At 42.6% G+C, this 18,068-nt stretch carries 19 protein-coding genes; 7 read left to right on the top strand and 12 right to left on the bottom strand.

From position 1 onward, the window contains the following. Positions 1-25: 25 nt before the first annotated feature. Positions 26-1,087, bottom strand: coding sequence for a glycosyltransferase family 1 protein (locus tag ABIO93_RS11270; RefSeq protein WP_348067570.1), 1,062 nt, complete (start codon positions 1,085-1,087; stop codon positions 26-28). A gap of 6 nt (positions 1,088-1,093) precedes the next feature. Next, positions 1,094-1,891 (bottom strand): FkbM family methyltransferase, encoded by a 798-nt coding sequence (locus ABIO93_RS11265; protein ID WP_348067568.1) that lies wholly within the window; start codon positions 1,889-1,891, stop codon positions 1,094-1,096. Between the two features lie 282 nt (positions 1,892-2,173). Here ABIO93_RS11265 and ABIO93_RS11260 point away from each other — a divergent pair, with 282 nt between their 5' ends. Continuing rightward, positions 2,174-3,169, top strand: a complete 996-nt coding sequence (locus ABIO93_RS11260) for a ribonucleoside-diphosphate reductase small subunit (RefSeq protein WP_348067566.1) — start codon at positions 2,174-2,176, stop codon at positions 3,167-3,169. 41 nt (positions 3,170-3,210) lie between these two features. On the opposite strand, the gene ABIO93_RS11255 is transcribed toward ABIO93_RS11260, so the two are convergent. Beyond that, positions 3,211-3,663 carry a regulatory protein RecX gene (locus ABIO93_RS11255; RefSeq protein ID WP_348067564.1) on the bottom strand — a complete coding sequence of 151 codons (453 nt, stop codon included), beginning with the start codon at positions 3,661-3,663 and terminating at the stop codon, positions 3,211-3,213. 123 nt (positions 3,664-3,786) lie between these two features. On the opposite strand from ABIO93_RS11255, the gene ABIO93_RS11250 reads away from it, so the two are divergent. Next, positions 3,787-4,602 carry a metallophosphoesterase gene (locus ABIO93_RS11250; protein ID WP_348067562.1) on the top strand — a complete coding sequence of 272 codons (816 nt, stop codon included), beginning with the start codon at positions 3,787-3,789 and terminating at the stop codon, positions 4,600-4,602. Positions 4,603-4,638: 36 nt separating this feature from the next. On the opposite strand, the gene ABIO93_RS11245 is transcribed toward ABIO93_RS11250, so the two are convergent. From ABIO93_RS11245 to tyrS, 5 genes are all read right to left on the bottom strand, one after another. Further along, entirely contained in the window at positions 4,639-4,863 is a 225-nt protein-coding gene (locus ABIO93_RS11245; protein ID WP_348067560.1) for a hypothetical protein, read from the bottom strand. Further along, positions 4,860-5,144, bottom strand: coding sequence for a hypothetical protein (locus ABIO93_RS11240; RefSeq protein ID WP_348067558.1), 285 nt, complete (start codon positions 5,142-5,144; stop codon positions 4,860-4,862). The genes ABIO93_RS11245 and ABIO93_RS11240 overlap by 4 nt, the downstream gene beginning before the upstream one ends. Positions 5,145-5,212: 68 nt before the next feature. Further along, on the bottom strand, positions 5,213-5,422 hold the full coding sequence (locus ABIO93_RS11235) for a hypothetical protein (RefSeq protein ID WP_348067557.1): 210 nt from the start codon (positions 5,420-5,422) through the stop codon (positions 5,213-5,215). A 109-nt stretch (positions 5,423-5,531) separates the two neighbouring features. Next, entirely contained in the window at positions 5,532-5,741 is a 210-nt protein-coding gene (locus ABIO93_RS11230; protein ID WP_348067555.1) for a hypothetical protein, read from the bottom strand. 97 nt (positions 5,742-5,838) lie between these two features. Further along, positions 5,839-7,134 (bottom strand): tyrosine--tRNA ligase, encoded by a 1,296-nt coding sequence (gene tyrS / locus ABIO93_RS11225; protein ID WP_348067588.1) that lies wholly within the window; start codon positions 7,132-7,134, stop codon positions 5,839-5,841. 175 nt (positions 7,135-7,309) lie between these two features. Here tyrS and ABIO93_RS11220 point away from each other — a divergent pair, with 175 nt between their 5' ends. Next, the gene (locus ABIO93_RS11220; protein WP_348067553.1) at positions 7,310-9,079 is read left to right on the top strand and encodes a discoidin domain-containing protein; all 1,770 of its coding nucleotides are present in this window, start codon (positions 7,310-7,312) and stop codon (positions 9,077-9,079) included. Between the two features lie 5 nt (positions 9,080-9,084). On the opposite strand, the gene ABIO93_RS11215 is transcribed toward ABIO93_RS11220, so the two are convergent. The 3 genes from ABIO93_RS11215 to ABIO93_RS11205 form a co-directional block, all read right to left on the bottom strand. After that, entirely contained in the window at positions 9,085-9,678 is a 594-nt protein-coding gene (locus ABIO93_RS11215) for a Uma2 family endonuclease (protein WP_348067551.1), read from the bottom strand. Positions 9,679-9,741: 63 nt separating this feature from the next. Beyond that, entirely contained in the window at positions 9,742-10,956 is a 1,215-nt protein-coding gene (locus ABIO93_RS11210; protein ID WP_348067549.1) for an S-adenosylmethionine:tRNA ribosyltransferase-isomerase, read from the bottom strand. An 11-nt stretch (positions 10,957-10,967) separates the two neighbouring features. Next, a complete protein-coding gene (locus ABIO93_RS11205; RefSeq protein ID WP_348067547.1) occupies positions 10,968-11,480 on the bottom strand; it encodes a hypothetical protein in 513 nt (170 codons plus the stop codon). Positions 11,481-11,733: 253 nt separating this feature from the next. On the opposite strand from ABIO93_RS11205, the gene ABIO93_RS11200 reads away from it, so the two are divergent. Both ABIO93_RS11200 and ABIO93_RS11195 read left to right on the top strand, forming a co-directional pair. After that, entirely contained in the window at positions 11,734-12,294 is a 561-nt protein-coding gene (locus ABIO93_RS11200) for a cob(I)yrinic acid a,c-diamide adenosyltransferase (protein WP_348067545.1), read from the top strand. A gap of 135 nt (positions 12,295-12,429) precedes the next feature. Beyond that, positions 12,430-13,497, top strand: a complete 1,068-nt coding sequence (locus tag ABIO93_RS11195) for a branched-chain amino acid aminotransferase (RefSeq protein WP_348067543.1) — start codon at positions 12,430-12,432, stop codon at positions 13,495-13,497. An 86-nt stretch (positions 13,498-13,583) separates the two neighbouring features. Here the strand turns inward: ABIO93_RS11195 and ABIO93_RS11190 are convergent, their stop codons facing one another. Further along, positions 13,584-14,468: an AraC family transcriptional regulator gene (locus tag ABIO93_RS11190; protein ID WP_348067541.1), complete on the bottom strand. Its 885-nt coding sequence runs from the start codon at positions 14,466-14,468 to the stop codon at positions 13,584-13,586. Positions 14,469-14,801: 333 nt separating this feature from the next. On the opposite strand from ABIO93_RS11190, the gene ABIO93_RS11185 reads away from it, so the two are divergent. Beyond that, complete coding sequence (locus tag ABIO93_RS11185; protein WP_348067539.1) at positions 14,802-16,631, top strand: sodium:solute symporter family protein; 1,830 nt, start codon at positions 14,802-14,804, stop codon at positions 16,629-16,631. Between the two features lie 27 nt (positions 16,632-16,658). Then, positions 16,659-17,858: a glycosidase gene (locus ABIO93_RS11180; protein WP_348067537.1), complete on the top strand. Its 1,200-nt coding sequence runs from the start codon at positions 16,659-16,661 to the stop codon at positions 17,856-17,858. Positions 17,859-18,068: the final 210 nt, after the last annotated feature.

Below are 18,068 nucleotides of genomic sequence, written 5' to 3'. Positions count from 1 at the left end.
CTGCGCCCCAAATATCCTTTATTTTCTAGACAGATATAGTCCGGTATAGCTCCAAATACTGCATAGCCGTTCGCTCCCAGGAGAAGCTTTTGGCCCGTTCTTTGATCTTGTCGTGAGGATTAGTCCGATTATAGTGTTCCAGACTATTCACAAGGACTTCTTGCATGTGTGAGGGGTCGAAGTTTTCAAAATAATAGGCTGAATCTCCGCCAATTTCCGGTAACGACGTACATTTCGACAATATCACCGGTTTTCCAAAATACATCGCTTCAATCACTGGCAAGCCAAATCCCTCAGCAATCGACGGAAATAAAAATGCCGTACAATTGCTTAAATACCACTTTTTATCATTTTCAGATATAGGGCCCGTAAATACGATACGGTCTGCAACATTCCACGCTTCTGCTACTTTGAGAATTTGCTTCTTATAATCCCTACTGCTTTCAATCCCCGCAATCACAAGCTTATAATTGTTACTGTGCAATAGCGGAGGGAGAACATGAAAGTTCTTCTTATTGACAATCGTACCTATTGTGAACAAAAAGGGCTCATTGTAAATGACTTCCGGTTGTATTATAGGTGACAAATCATCTACATTACACCCATTGTAAATCACGGAAGTCGACTTATTTGATAAGGATAAATGCTTATTTAAATCATCCAGGACAAAAGAAGAAATAGCAACAATATGTTGCGAATCGTCAATCTTACGTTGCAAATCGCTCAAATGTCTTCTGATCTTCGCCTTCGATCTGTTTCTGTCATACAAGAAGTTGAGATCATGGACCGTCAGTATCTTCGCCAGATTTTTTCCAAAAGGGTAATATTTAGAGCCTTGATAAGTGCAATGCCAAACATCGATTTTTTTAATGTTTGGAAACAAAAACTTATGAGTGAAATTCTGCGGAAGTCGATTTATATCTTTTCCAAATACATTCTCTGCTTGGTCTGGCAAATAAAATGAGATATTCTCTTGATCTTCATTAATTACCTTAAGTATTGAATTTCCTAGATGATAGCAATAATGATACAGCCCATTGTAAGAATGGCGCATCCTTTCGCAGTCTATGATAATGTTTTTAATCATGCCAATTTAAATACGCTTGCAAGCCTCTAAGGCGTAGCAGAATCCGTTAATGGGCGTGTAAGACACCTTGTATCCTATATTAATAAGGTAACTACTAAATGTCTTCACATTCAATTTTTCATCCAGATCATGGACTTCGATTAACATGACGTTGATTCTGGATAGCAGGTCAACCGGTGTGTTGAAAATGATTTCATACTCGCTTCCTTCACAATCCATCTTCAGCAAATCTATGGTTTCCCTCGGCATGTCCTGCAATATATCACATAACGATATGGCAGATACCGAGATCTCCTTCACATTACTTTCATTAAAGCCTCCGATGGTTGACGCTACGACCTGAGCATCGTCGGTATCGTTTGCATAGAGGCTCAAAGCTTCCACTGGCAACCCAGTCACCGCGAACGGCTTGATATTGACGCTCTCCTTAAAAAGGATGTTCGATTCGGAAGTATTTTTCAGCTGCCTCAGATTGCTTTCAAGAGGCTCGTATGCGTAAATATCAGCCTTACCGATCTTCGACAACAGCAAAATATCGAAAAATCCAACATTGGCACCTACATCAATGACTAACGGTCTTTCAGGTAATCTTTCTACCAGGTTTTTAATGTCGTAAACATCCGACATGAAAATCTCCTTGAACACGAGATACAGACAGGCCGGGACTTCAAATTTTAATGGATGAGGGCGAGTGACAAAATTCAGAGTTTTCCCCCGAACTTGAAGCTTATCGAAGAGATATCTGCCAGGATTAGCCAGGTTTTCGAACAATTGCTTATATCTTCTCAACCCTGTTACCGCCATGGATTAGTATATTTTAATTGACCAAATATATCAATTCCTTTCTCATCATCGCTATTTAGTAATTTAAAGTGAATTACCGGTAACCAAAGGACTATGAGGATTATACCACCATTCCTCATTTAAGCTCCACTAGAAGCAAGACTATACCTCACCAATTTGCATGATTTCTCCTTGAATTTTCGGCTCAAAGCGTGTAGATTTGTTTTCCTTCGGGCTCGCCCTTCCGGCCAGGATTCTTATAAATTTATATAAATCTGATCCCCGTAACAATTTAAAGTCACTATGTCACAAGAACTTACCAGGCAGGAGCCCCTGTTGATTGAAGATCCATTGCGGTTTGTATTATTTCCGATCAAGCATTCCGATATCTGGGAAATGTACAAACGCCACGAAGCTTCATTCTGGACTGCAGAAGAAATAGATCTGTCACAAGATCAGAAAGACTGGGAGAACCTCAGTGACGGAGAACGGCATTTTATCTCTCACGTTCTTGCATTTTTTGCAGCTTCCGATGGTATAGTTAATGAAAACCTTGCCGTTAATTTTCTGAGTGAAGTACAATATGCAGAAGCCAAATGCTTCTATGGTTTTCAGATCGCGATGGAAAACATCCATTCCGAGACCTACTCTTTGCTGATTGATACCTATATCAAAGACCCTACTGAAAAAGACCATTTGTTGAGAGCCATTGACACCATTCCATGTGTTCAGAAAAAAGCAGAATGGGCTCTTAAATGGATCAACAGCCCCATTTTTGCTGAAAGGATTATCGCTTTTGCCGCGGTGGAAGGTATTTTCTTTTCAGGCTCTTTCTGCTCTATTTTCTGGTTGAAAAAACGTGGGCTAATGCCAGGACTTTCGTTTTCAAACGAACTGATTTCGCGTGATGAAGGACTGCATTGTGAATTCGCATGTCTGCTTTATACCAGGCACATTGTCAATCAGTTACCACAGGAAAGGGTGATCGAGATTATGATGGACGCCGTTGAGATAGAAAAAGAATTTGTAACTGAGTCGCTTCCCGTTTCCCTGATAGGAATGAATGCGGAGCTGATGAAACAATATATCGAATACATTGCCGATTTCTGGCTCGAAAGATTAGGCTGCCCGAAACAGTTTGGTTCAGCCAATCCGTTCGATTTCATGGAACTGATCTCGCTTCCAGGCAAAACCAATTTCTTCGAAAAACGCGTGGGTGAGTACCAAAAGGCTGGTGTAATGAGCGGAGTAAAAGACAAAGACTCAGGCCACAAAATTTCGTTCGATTCAGATTTTTAATGCCTTAGACTTGCCAGGTTTTGAAAACCTGGCAAGTCTTCCTACAAGTTCTCCAACTCCTTCCATACCAGCTCGCTCTCATATCCTTTCCCTAGTGCAAACCGTGCCAGTTTATTTTTAAGTTTAAACTGATCTGTTTCCGTTTTAGAAAGTAAAATTCTTTTTTTCTCCAAAAGTATTCTAAGACCCTCGATATAAGCCTTATCCTCAATTTCGTTCATTCCCTTTTCAATGCTATAAGTACTCAGGCCCCGCCGTTGTAACTCCTGCTTGATCTTCATTCGGCCCCAATTCTTGATCCTGAATTTACCACCCGCATAAGTTTTCGCAAAGCGTTCTTCACTCAGGTAATTCATCGAAATCAGCTCAGCAATCAGTTCGTCGGCCTCTTCGCCCCATACATTCCATTTTTTCAAACGCTGCCTAACCTCATCTTGTGTCCTTTCCTGATAAGCACAATACGACGCCGCTTTTTGCAGAATAAGGCGATCCATGAATTAGAATTTTATATTAATTATTGTTAACAACGTGCAAGAATAAAGAAAATATCACGGATGAATAACTATTTTTGAAAGAATAAACTACCCCTGACCTAATCTAACCCAAGCCGATAAACCATGCATTTCGAGAGACGTTCTTTCCTAAAATTGCTCCCTGTACTTCCCGGGCTTACCTATTTTTCCGGGCCTGAAAAAAACGAGTCTCCCGCCAGAATCTCAATGCGGTTTATCGTGGCCTCCGACGGACATTATGGTCAGCCGGATACTGATTTCAAATCATTTCACTCGGATTTGATCAGTTGGGTCAATAAAGAAAAGCTCCAAAAAGGAGTGGATTTCCTCTTTTTCAATGGTGACCTTATACACGACGATCCTACTTTACTTTACGATTTCAAAAGCACGCTCGGAAACTTACGCGTACCCTATTATGTAAGCCGCGGAAACCATGATAAAGTTGGGCTGGATGTTTGGCAAAGTACCTGGGGCTATCCTACCAATCATAGTTTTTCAAAAGGCGAATATGCATTTGTAGTAGGCGATACTTCCAACGAAAAAGGCGAATATGTGTGTCCGGATGCCAACTGGCTGCGTACTGAAATAGCCAAATACAGCGATAAGAAGGGAATTTTTGTATTCCTGCACATTACTCCGGCCAAATGGACGGTCAATGGCATTGAATGCAAAGAAGTGATCGATTTATTTGAGAAAACGCCCAATATCAAAGCCATTTTCAATGGTCATGACCACGATCAGGACAGTACCAAAATGTACGGCAAAAAACCATACTTCTTCGACGGCCACTTCGGCGGTAACTGGGGAACGGCTTACAAAGGTTACCGGATTGTCGAAATTTATGAAGATAGCACCTGGCAGTCTTATCAATACAACCCTACCGCCGCGCCGGTTTTGAATACTTATTCCGGGAAAAGTTGATTATATAGATAGACGGACTTGGCAAGTCTTCAAGACTTACCAAGTCTTACTTTTTCTTCGTTCAATAGGCGAATCAGACTTAAATATTCTGGTTCCATCTGTTAAAGGCTTGTTTTTGGAATTTGCCTTATAGATTTCCTTTGCAGACTGGATCAATTTTAATGCTGCTTCCAGTCGCTCTTCGGGAGATTTGCTCCACCAAAAAGCTTTGTCATAAGAAACTATATCTTCAAAATTCGATGCTTTTTGAATATTTTTCACGGATAAATATACATTATCTTCCTAGAAATCTCGTCCAAACTAGCCAGGAATGTAGTCAGCCTAAGATTATTGGCTATATGACCGCGCATTTTGACACTAACATTTTCAAGCCCTTCGTCAAATAAAAAACTTTCGACCATCGTGTTTACGGATTCAATCATTTCATGACAGCTAATGGTTTGAAACAAATCTTTGACGACATGAAACTGCTCCGACAACAACTCGGCTTCTGCCGCCGTGATCGAACTGAAATCTTTTTGAGAATTAGATAGTGCTTTCATTGATATAGTGGTTTATAGTTTGTTTTGATAAAATGTAAGATTTTCCTACAAATTTGACGCAAAAAAAGTTACTTCTTGTAAGTCACCGAAATATTCACATCAAACCCGTAACGCTCTAAAATGGAAATCATCCGCTTTTGAGATATACCTTGTTTGAACTTGAAACTTCGCCAGGCACTTACCAATTCGCCTTTTTTTTCTTCGGGCGGTAAGTTTTTGTAGACGTGTTCCAAAAACCAAGCAAATGCTTCTTCGATAGAACTAAATGATTTTGACATTCAAAGATATTAATTTTGTAAGAAAACCCTACAAATGATATTGAATTTTTTATGATTGACAGAATGTAGACTTGACAAGTCTTGAAGACTTACCAAGTCTCTCAAACGATTATTTCTTATAAGTCACAGAAATATTGACGTCAAAACCAAATCGCTTTAAAATCGTAATCATTTTCTTTTGAGATATCCCTTGCTTGTGGGTGAAATTGCGCCAAGCTATAACCAACTCACCCTTTTTCTCGTCAGCTGGTAAGTTTTTATAGATGTTTTCTAAAAACCAGGCAAATGCATCCTCAATTGAATTAAATGACTCTGACATTCAAGTTTAATATTCTTGTATGAAAACGAACAACTGCCGTGGACTTTTCCTAATTGGCAGAATGTAGACTTGGCAAGTCTTTCTTTCTACCAACCTATCAAACCACCTTAATCAAATGATTCTTCTTACCCTTAGAAATCAGCAAAAACCGATTTTGCAACAAAGAAAAATCACCTAATGTCTGCTCAGCAGAAGTTACTTTCACCTTGTTCACACTCACCGCATTCTGCTGGATCGCCCGGCGAGCTTCGCCTTTGGAAGCGTAAACCTCAGATCTGGTTACCGTCGAGATCAAATCCGTAATGTTCCCACATTCACTCCATTCCTGACTCGTAATCTCGGTTTGAGGAACTCCATCAAAAATCGTATCAAATTCATCTTCCTCAATGCTTTGCAAGGTTTCCAACGTTGCTTTTCCAAACAAAACCTCCGAAGCTTTCAACACCAGCTGATATGCTTTTTCCGAGTGAATGCGCGAAGTAAGCTCAGCAGCCAGTGTTTTTTGCATGATCCGCAAATGCGGCTCAGCGGCGTGGCTTGTTTCCAAAGCTTCAATTTCCTCTTTGTTTTTAAAAGAAAAAACTCTCAAATAACGCGGCAGATCCTCGTCACTTTGGTTGAGCCAAAACTGGTAGAATTCATAAGGGGAGGTTTTGGAAGCATCCAACCAGATATTTCCACCTTCGCTTTTTCCAAATTTTGAACCGTCCGATTTGGTCAAAAGCGGCGTAGTTAATGCGTATGCCTTGAAATACCCTTCTTCGTCCCCTTCCTTCCTGCGAATGATCTCGGTACCGGTCGTAATGTTGCCCCATTGATCCGAACCACCCATTTGCAGCCGGACATTCTTATGCTTATATAAATGGTAAAAGTCGTAACCCTGCAAAAGCTGGTATGAGAACTCCGTAAAAGAAATCCCGGTTTCCAGACGTTTTTTTACAGAATCTTTGGACATCATATAGTTGACACTCAAAAACTTGCCTGCCTCTCTGAGAAACTGCAAAAAACCAATATCCTTGAACCAATCGTAATTATTGACCATTTCCGCCGAATTCTCCCCGCAATCAAAATCCAGGAATTGTTCCAGCTGTTTGCGGATCCCTTCCTGGTTGAAACGCAAGGTATCCTCATCCAGAAAAGAGCGCTCAGATGCTTTGAACGACGGATCACCGATCATTCCCGTAGCACCACCCACCAATGCAAAAGGCTTATGCCCAGCACGTTGAAAATGCACCAGCAACATAATCGTAGCCAGATTACCGATGTGCAAAGAAGACGCTGTTGGGTCAAAACCGATATAACCTGCGGTCATTTCCTTTTGCAATTGCTCATGTGTACCGGGCATCATATCGTGAAGCATACCGCGCCAGCGCAGCTCTTCAATAAAATCAATCGTCATTTTTAATGCTATTTCTTATTTCAAAAAAATCGAAGGGCAAAGGTAAACGTTATCAGTTTTAAACCTTGGCAATCCATGGATGTTTTAAAAATCGGTCAAACTTATTATTTCAAAAGTGCCTATTTTAGCATCATTAAAAGATTTTTCTGCACACAATCACTAACATACCATGATCACCCGGCTGTCTTATATTTTGTTATCAGTTCTCTTATTGGTAATCTCTTACACGGGTTCTGCACAAACGACCTACTGCAATCCGATGGATATTGATTACAAATACAATTTCGAGCAATTGAATGATAACATCAGTTACCGATCTGGCGCTGACCCTGTGATCATTAACCACAAAGTCGCTGGTAAGAATGAATACTTCCTTTTCGTAACCATTTCGGGAGGTTACTGGCATTCCAAAGATTTGATCCATTGGAAGTACCTGACCGCAAACCGGTGGCCGTTTGAAGATATGTGCGCCCCGGCTGCCGTTTCCGTTCGCGATACATTGTTTTTATTCCAATCTACGTTTGAGTCGCGCCCTATCCTGTATTCAGTAGCCCCTGAAAAAGGTATCTGGGAGTTTTATAACCGCTGGACGCCCCGGTTACCCAAAGACATCGGCCCCTGGGACCCCGCACTTTTCCACGATCCCGATACTGATAAATGGTTTATGTACTGGGGTTCTTCAAATGTATACCCGATTTTTGGTTCAGAATTAGACTATTCTAAAAGGTTGGCTTTCAAAGGCCAGTACAAATCAATGTTCTGGCTCAATCAGTACGAACACGGCTGGGAGCGTTTCGGGCCCAACCATTCTGATCCCTTCAAACCGTTTACAGAAGGCGCTTGGATGACCAAGCATAAAGGAAAATATTACCTGCAATATGGCGCGCCGGGAACCGAATACAATGTTTACGCGAACGGAACCTATGTGAGCGATGATCCCCTCGGGCCATTTACCTATGCCAATTACAATCCGGTATCTTACAAGCCGGGTGGATTCGCAACCGGAGCAGGTCACGGCAATACTTTTCAGGATAATTATGGCAACTACTGGAATACCGGAACTTCGTGGATCGGGCTGAATTGGGCAATGGAACGTCGCATTGTAATGTATCCAACCGGATTTGATAAAGACGGGCAGATGTTCGCTAACACCCGATTTGGTGACTTTCCGCATAAAATGACTACCAAAACCTGGCAGGGAAAAGCGGATGAATTATTTACCGGCTGGATGCTTTTGTCTTATAAAAAGCCAGTTAATGCTTCCTCGACGCTCGATACAATGACCGCCGCCAAAATTACCGACGAAAATCCCAGGACCTTTTGGGCCGCAAAACAAAACAAACCAGGTGAAACATTAACCATTGATTTGCAGACGGAACAAGATGTAAAAGCTATTCAGGTCAACTATACAGACTATAAATCCGACATTTTCGATAATGATCCGGCACGGGTTTACACGCAGTTTAAAATATTGACTTCCAAAGACGGGAAGAAGTGGGATCTCGCGAGTGACCTCTCGCAGGAACCCAAACGGGACCGGCCATGTGCGTACATTGAGCTTGCCCCACCCGTGCGCGCCCGCTATGTACGCTACGAGCACATTCACGTAGCGTCGCCGAACCTGGCCATCAGTGAATTCAGGGTTTTTGGAAATGGTTTTGGGAAAGTCCCTCCTACTCCTAAAAACTTTACAGCAGTCAGACAGAAAGACACGCGGAATGCAGATTTGAAGTGGGAGAAAATCCCGGGCGTGATCGGATACAATGTACTTTGGGGTATCGCTCCTGATAAACTATATCAGACCTACCAATTTTGGAATGATGATCCGAATACATTCGAGCTCAGAGCATTGAATGTGGGAGTACCTTATTACTTTGCGATTGAGGCCTTTAATGAGAATGGGGTGTCGGCGGTGAGTGAGGTCGTAAGTGTTAAATGATTTATCTACACCGTTTCTTCTTCTGTAATAAACTTAATGTTTTCATAGATTAAAGAAACTTGCATTTCAAAATTCATTCTTTCGAAACGGATCACATCATTTACATTATCGAAAGTTTGATAGGTCCAGATATCCTTCTGCTCTGTTCGTGTGAAAAGCTCTACATAATATTCATTTTGCGAAACCAGCAAATAATACTGAAGAGATGGAATGCTTTTATAACGCCTTAATTTAAATTCGCGGTCGTATGACGCCGATGATTTGGATAACACTTCAACCAAAATCGTAGGTTCTTTTACAATATATGTCCCATTAATATCATCCGCAGAACAAGTTACAATGACATCGGGATATGGATAGTAAAAGTTAGGGATAACCTCCACTTTGACGTTTTCAGCAAACACATCGCAGCCCGCAGGTAAAAAATTTCTTTCCAGGAGATTTCGGATTTTCCCCACAATCCTGTTATGATTCATCGTAGTTCCGGCCATAGCATAGATATCCCCGTCATAATATTCATGACGGATTTCACTTTCCTCCTCCATTTGCAGATATTCTGCGACGGAGTATTTTTGCTCAGAAACTTGCGGGTGTCCCATAATCGTACGGTTAACAGTGGACAAATTAACCAAAAATTATTTCAAATGAAATACCGAACCCCTTCATTCATTCCTCCAAAGCAATGATGAATCGCCGTAGCTCAAAAAACGATAGTCATTGTTTAATGCTTCGGAATAAATCCTTTTCCAATCATTCCCGACCAATGCTGCCACCAGTAATATCAGGGTGGAGCCTGGCTGATGGTAGTTGGTAATCAATCCTTTACACAAACGAAACTGGTAACCAGGAAAAATAAAGATCTCTGTCTCCCCTACCAGTTCAGCCAGATTCTCCTGATCCATAAAATCCGAGATCGCTTTTAAGGATTCCGAAGCAGTGGGAAGCTCCTGGTTTTCAAAAGTGTAGGGATACAATTTTTCAATCTGAAATGCAGAAGTCTCCTTCCTGAACAATTTGACGCCATACCAGTACAAACTTTCCAGCGAACGCAACGACGTAGTACCCACCGGAACGATCATGTCCGGGCTTTGAATAAGGTCATCGATCAGCTCTTTCGTAAAAACAACCTGCTCGGAATGCATACGATGCTCAATGATCGAACTCACCTTGATAGGCTGGAATGTCCCCGCACCGACATGCAATGTCAGAAATGACTTTCTGATGCCTTTCGCATTCAGTTTTTCAAAAATATGGGGAGTAAAATGAAGACCCGCCGTGGGCGCCGCTACTGCTCCATCGTGATGGGCGTAAACCGTCTGGTAAGTCTGGCTGTCGCGTTCTTCTGTATCCCGATTCAGGTATGGCGGCAGTGGAATTTCTCCCAAAGCCTTTACAATTTCCAAAAATACAATGTCCTGATCCCAGGAAAGCTTCACATGATTACGCTCATAATCAGCATACTCAACCTGCAATTTCACCAGCTCATTGCCAACCGTTATTTCTGTGGTGAGCGTATCCTTTAATTTCCATCGTTTTTTATTCCCGATCATACATTCCCAAACACAGGAATGCATCACGAGCATGGCATCATTAATGACGCGTGTGGGAGCTTCGGGATGTAGTAAAAGTATTTCAATGACCGCGCCAGTTTCCTTCTTAAAATATGCTCGGGCAGGTATTACTTTGGTATCATTGAAAACGAGAAGCGTTTCCGCAGGTAAATTCGAAGGTAAATCAGTAAAATGTTCGTGAGCAATGGTGCCGTTATTGTAGACCAGTAACTTGGAGCTATCCCTTTGGTCGAGCGGGTAACGAGCAATCCTGTCATCAGGCAGCTCGTAAACATAGTTATCCAGCTGAATATCCTCTCCTTTCATCCTTTTAACAATTACAGCTTGTCTTCCGGAGCGGGCGCCCAAAGCAGGCGTAGTGGAAGCAAAAATACAAAAAGGATAAGGCCGCAGGCAGCGTAGTAAATCCAGGAAAAATCAAAAACATCCATTTTATACTGCATGCTATTGATAGTCGCCAGGGCCAAAAGGCTGAACCCGATAATGGTGTTGATTACCGCAACCAGACAGTAAAGCCAATTCGTAAGATGTTCGTCCAGCTCCGGGCGGTTTGCGGCCCAGGCCTTCTTGTTCAAAATCGGTAAATTATTTACATCGACTTTATGAATGTGCTTTGCTAATCCGGTGATGAGGACATTGTTCAGCAAAAACAGTCCCATCACAATGTAAAACACATGTTCTTTACTTACATATTTCTCCGCCAGACCGCTATCAGAGAAGTCTACCGCGACCATATCCGGGAACAGGGAATAAGTCCACATCAATGCCCCGATGACGAATAATAGAGATAGCCACCGCCAGATTTTTATTGCAAATGTTGTAACTTTCATGAATCAGTAACCTGAAGAGGTCTTTTTCGCCATAGTAATTTGGGTGCAAAATTAGGTTGGGGAGTTTCTAAAACCTAATTGGCAATGGTTATTCGTCGCAAACTATGAGATACTATGAAAGCATTGAAAACTAAGGCCGTCGCTGTCTTGATAAATCAACACTCCAAAAAAGAGATGGAGGAAATCGAGAAAGAGTTTATTTCCAGCGAAAAATCACCATACACTCTTCAACAACTTATCGAAATGAGCCGCAATGAAAATTTACACAAAGACCGGCGATAAAGGCACAACGTCCCTCATTGGAGGAACGCGCCTGAGCAAAGCACATGTCCGGATTGATGCATACGGCACAGTGGATGAATTGAATAGTTATATCGGAATGCTCCGCGATCAGCCTGTCAATGAAAAACGGAGGGATTTATTGAAAGAAATTCAGGACAGGCTCTTTACAATGGGCTCACATCTCGCTTCCGAATCTGACAAGAAAAAGAAAATGCTGCCCGATCTCACAGAAGACGATATCGTGTTGCTTGAAAATGAAATGGATCAGATCGATTCGCAAATTCCCCCATTAAGATCTTTTGTTTTACCAGGCGGACATCAGTCCGTTTCATTCGGCCATATTGCCCGGACTGTCTGCCGTCGCGCCGAAAGAGCTGTCATCCATTTGCAGCAGGGCGAAGAGGTCGAATCCATTGTGATCCGTTACCTCAACCGGTTGTCTGATTACCTTTTTATGCTCTGCCGTATCATGACGTATGAGCTGGAAATTGAAGAAGTTACGTGGCAACCAAGGCTATCTGCAAAAAAATAATTGTTGTACTAAATATCTGTTATTTATAGATTTATTTTTTTAAATTGCGGGACTATAGAAAGAAGCCGCATTTAAGAAAAAGTCAGCAATGACAGCCACGTACAACAGTGTTTTGAAAACCAAATTTTTGGCATTATGACAGCCGACACAATACAAATAGAGGTTCAGCAGACGGCAAAGTCCCGCTTGCAGGAGGTTGATTTCGACAATCTCGTTTTTGGACGGAACATCTCCGACCATATGTTTATAGCCGAATACCGGGAAGGCCAATGGCACGATCCCCGGATAGTTCCTTATGGCGACCTTTCGCTAAGCCCTGCAACAGCAGCGCTACATTACGGACAGGCTATTTTTGAAGGCATGAAAGCCTACAAAAACGAGGAAGGCGAAGTCCTTCTTTTCCGTGCTATCGATAACTGGAAAAGGCTGAATAAGTCAGCTGAACGCCTTTGCATGCCGACCATTCCGGAAGAAGTTTTTATGAACGGACTGACAGAATTGCTTCGTCTCGATGCAGGCTGGGTTCCGTCACAACCGGGATGCTCCCTGTACATTCGCCCCTACATGTTTGCAACCGACCCATACATTGGCGTCAAACCATCTGACTCTTACTATTTCATCATATTCACAAGCCCGGTAGGCACCTATTACGCCAAACCTCCGCGTGTTAAAGTGGAAACACATTACATCCGCGCCGCAGAAGGTGGTGTCGGCGGAACGAAGTGTGCAGGTAACTATGCCGGCTCATTATACCCGGCCAAGCTTGCACAGCAGGAAGGTTACGATCAACTGATCTGGACCGACGCGCGTGAGCATGCCTACATAGAAGAATCGGGAACGATGAACATTATGTTCATACTTGATGGTAAACTGGTAACTCCATACGTTTCCGAAACCACGCTTGACGGTATTACCCGCAAAAGCATTGTCGCCATCGCACAGCATTGGGGAATTCCCGTGGAAGAGCGCAGGATCAGTGTGAAAGAGATTATTGACGGCTTGAAAGACGGTACTCTCGAAGCTGCTTTCGGCGCAGGAACAGCGGTAGTGATTTCTCCGTTCGCAACCATCGCCTACGAAGGTGTGGATTATCCGCTTCCGGAGATCAAAGAAGATTCTTTTGTAAATAAAGTAAAAACATACCTGACAGATTTAAGAACCGGCAAAGAAGAGGATGTCTTTGGCTGGATGCTGAAAGTATAGTTCATGAGTTTAAAGTTTATAAGTAAAAGAGTCCAAAGTCAGGTTTATCCTAAACTTTGGACTCTTTTACTTTAAACTCATAGACTTTACACAAATGTCCGCGTACCCGAATAGTTATCCCTGAATTCCTTCGGAGTGCATCCGTTTTTGGACTTAAAGATCCGGTTGAAATATGACAGATTATTAAACCCGCATTTGTACGCGATTTCCGAAATGGTATTCGTAGTATTGATCAAAGACCTCGAAGCATGGCCCAGCCGTATTTCATTTAGGCTTTCAATGAATGTCTTCCCCGTTCTTTTCTTGATAAACCTGCTGAACGATACTTCCGACATACCTGCCAGCTTAGAAACTCCTTCCAGATTGATTTCCTTATCATAATGGTCCCGCATATGCGCAAAGACTTTCTCAATTCTCCGGCTGTTAAAATTGACATTATCGTCCGTAAAAGTACTGTTGGATAGCGTCCGCATATTTCTGGAAACCGAAAGGTCATGCAAAATAGACATCAGTTCCAGAATCGAGTCAAACCCGCTTTTCTCTACCAGGCCTTTCAGCCTCGGCATAATTCGCTCAATGGTCTCCTTCGAAAACGATATCCCTTTGGCCGATTTCTCCAATAGCGAGCGGACAAAAAAGAGCTGATTACGTTTGAGAAATTTATCATCGAACAGGTCGCGATGGAACTGCACAGTGATCTCGTACACTTCGGGCATTCCTTCCTGCCATTGATACGAGTTCATGAGCCAGCCATGTGGTAGATTATTGCCTACCAGAACCAGTTCCGCGTCGTCGATTACTTCGGTATGGTCGCCGATAATGCGTTTGACTCCACCACCCGACAATATAAGATTAAGCTCATACTCGTCGTGGCTGTGGAGCGGAAAATCAAAAATGGTTTTTCTCCTTGCGAATACAGTAAAACAGTCATACTGCGTTAGCGGAGTTATTTCACGGTAAATTTCACTCATAGGCCCGGCTTATTATAGATTAGTTAGGTTTAAATGTATTCAGTACTGGTAGATTATGTATTAAGCCACTAATGTTATTTTACCAACAAAAATTGGCCTTATAGTGCAAATTAGGAACAACTGACGAGAATAGTACATCATAAAGCACAATATATCATCATAATATTCATAAAATCAGTACTTATAATTCTAGTTATTGATAAAATAGTATTATACACCTCGTTGGAATAGTAAATATGTTTGTATGAATTCGAAATAATTCAATCTGTGATTGTATCTAATTTTCATTAAATAGCACAAAACTGCGGGACAACCCGAATTTGTGAAGCCTTAATGAAGATACAGCTGATTGATTTTCTGGTCATCATCGCCTATCTGGTGCTGGTGACAGTGATCGGAATTGTTCTTAAAAAACAAGCCGGACGAAGTAAAAATGACTATTTATTAGGTGGAAAATCCATGCCATTCTGGATGCTTGGTATATCCAATGCGTCAGGGATGTTCGACATTTCCGGTACCGTCTGGATGGTTTCTATCATGTTCGTTTATGGGATAAAAAGCATATGGCTGCCCTGGCTGTGGCCAGTTTTCAATCAGATTTTCATGATGGTGTATTTGTCGATATGGCTGCGCAGATCCAATGTTTCCACCGGTGCCGAGTGGATGCTGACGCGCTTTGGCAACCAGGTCGACGCCCGCCTGTCGCACAAGATCATCATCGCTTTTGCATTGATAAGTTGCCTGGGTTTTATGGCCTATGGCTTCATAGGACTAGGCAAATTTCTCGAAATCTTTATTCCATGGCAGGTAGTTGATCCCTTCGTCCCCTTTACGATCAATCCTGAATATGTACCTCATTTTTACGGAGTTATATTCACGCTGTTTACAGTTTTCTATTCATTACTGGGCGGCATGAAAAGCATTGTCTGGGTGGATCTGATCCATTACATTATCATGGTCTTTGTTTCCGTTTCAATCGCTGCCATTGCTGTGTTCGCGTTGGCCGACGCAGGCAGTCTGCCGGTTCCCGAAGGTTGGTCAAATCCGTTTTTTGGAAAAGAATTAGGTCTGGACTGGTCTGATATAATTCCTGCCGCCAACGAGAAGATCAAAAAAGATCATTTCTCTCCTTTCGGCTATTTTTTCGCATTAATGACTGCCAAAGGTATTCTTGCAAGTCTTGCCGGGCCTGCACCCAATTACGATATGCAAAAAATATTGTCTTCCAAATCGCCGAGGGAGGCTGCGCTAATGAGCATGGTCGTCAATGTAGTACTGCTACCAACTCGCTATCTTCTGATCATTGGTATCACGATTTTGGGTCTGCTCTTCTATGATACATTGCCCATTACCCACTTTCAGCAAACCGATTTTGAACGCATTCTTCCCGCAGTAATGAACGCCTATATTCCGTCCGGCCTGCTCGGTTTGGTACTCGTCGGACTAATGGGCGCTTTTATGGGAACGTTTGCAGGTACTTTCAATGCAGCCCAGGCGTATTTGGTCAATGACATTTACCTGAAATCCTTTAATCCCGGGGCCAGCAATGTGCAGATCACCCGCATGAACTACATACTGGGCCTCATCGTCGTCACGATCAGCATTCTGCTTGGATTTTTAGCAAAAGACGTGAACAGCATCTTGCAATGGATCGTATCTGCACTTTATGGTGGCTACATTGCTTCCAATGTACTCAAATGGCACTGGTGGAGGTTCAATGGCAATGGTTTCTTTTGGGGGATGCTTGGCGGTATCATTTGCGCATTGATCTGTCCCTACGTCTTTCGGGGCACCTTACCATTGTTTTATTTCCCACTCATTTTATTGATTTCAACTATCGGAGCGATAACCGGCTCATTGCTTACGCCCCCCACGGACATTGAAGTACTGAAGAAATTTTATAAAACGGTACGGCCATGGGGATTTTGGGAACCGGTCGAACAGGCTGTAAAGAAAGAATGTCCCGACTTTGTACCCGATCATCATTTCAAAAGGGACATGTTCAATGCAGCAACAGGCGTTACCGCACAAACAGCCATTACCGCCTTGCCTGTGTTTGCCGTCCTGTTGATGCCCATGCAAGCTGGCATCACCGCAGCTGTGTTATTGATATGCGTGTTTGTACTTTGGAAAACCTGGTATCAGACATTACCGAATCACTGAGTCAAAAGACAAAATACGAACAGCACTATGACTATTTTTGAAAAAAGACTACTAGGTATTCAAAAGGAACACGAGCAACTGCTTTCCCGACAAAACCAGCCTGCGGAAACGGGTAACGGTATTTATGACCGTTACCAAAATCCAGTACTTACTGCCGCGCATGTACCGGTTTACTGGGAATATGATCTTAATCCCGACACCAATCCTTTTCTGATGAAGCGGTTTGGCATCAACTCTACATTCAATGCCGGAGCTATTAAATTGAACGGCAAGTATCTCGTAGTAGCACGTGTGGAAGGTTATGACCGCAAGTCTTTTTTTGCCGTGGCAGAAAGCGATAACGGCATCGATCATTTCAAATTTTGGGAATACCCGCTGCACATTCCCGAAACAGAGATACCTGACGGAAATGTATACGACATCCGGCTTACCAAGCACGAAGACGGCTGGATCTACGGACTATTCTGTACCGAACGCCGGGACCCGGACGCGGCACCGGAAGATCAGTCGGCCGCCATTGCGCAATGCGGGATTGCGCGTACCCAAGATTTAAAAACCTGGCAGCGCCTCCCTGATCTCAAAACACCTTCACCTCAGCAGCGCAATGTAGTTCTTCATCCCGAGTTCATAGATGGTCAATACGCCTTCTATACACGTCCACAGGATGGTTTTATCGAAGCCGGAACTGGCGGGGGAATTGCTTTGGGTTTGTCAAAATCCATTGAAAATGCTGAAATTGAAAAAGAGAACATTGTTGACCAAAAGCAATATCATACCATTTACGAATTAAAAAACGGACAAGGCCCTGCTCCGATCAAGACAAGTGACGGCTGGTTGCACCTGGCACATGGCGTCCGCAATACAGCTGCCGGTCTCCGTTACGTACTTTATCTGTTTTTGACTGACTTGCATGACCTGACAAAGCTCATTTGCAAACCAGGCGGCTATTTTCTTGCCCCGGAAGGCGAAGAGCGCGTGGGTGATGTATCCAATGTCGTTTTTTGCAATGGCTGGATCCTGGACGATGACGGGACTGTGTACATATATTATGCATCTTCCGACACCCGCCTTCACGTGGCAACATCCACTTTGGAAAAACTCCTGAACTATGTCTGCAACACTCCCGAGGACAGTTTCAGCTCCGCATCTTCCAGCGAAACATTAACCATGCTGATCGACAAGAATCTCAGCTATCTGAATTTAAAATATCCTGAGTCCGTCAGATAATGTATCTGCGTATAGAGGTTGGCGACATTTCCGAAAGCGAAAGGGATAAAATAGTTCATAGTGCTTTTTTATATCAGGCTGAATTTCAAAAGTCATAAATAAGCCCTCAGATCGTTCAATTACATTTTTCGGCTATAAATTTTAACATTACTATTAAAAAGAGGTTAAAAATGTGTTATTTTTAGATAAAAAAGCACTATATAAGTATGG

Source organism: Dyadobacter sp. (assembly GCF_039919315.1).
Lineage (GTDB): Bacteria > Bacteroidota > Bacteroidia > Cytophagales > Spirosomataceae > Dyadobacter.
This window is presented reverse-complemented; position numbering and strand designations above follow the sequence as displayed.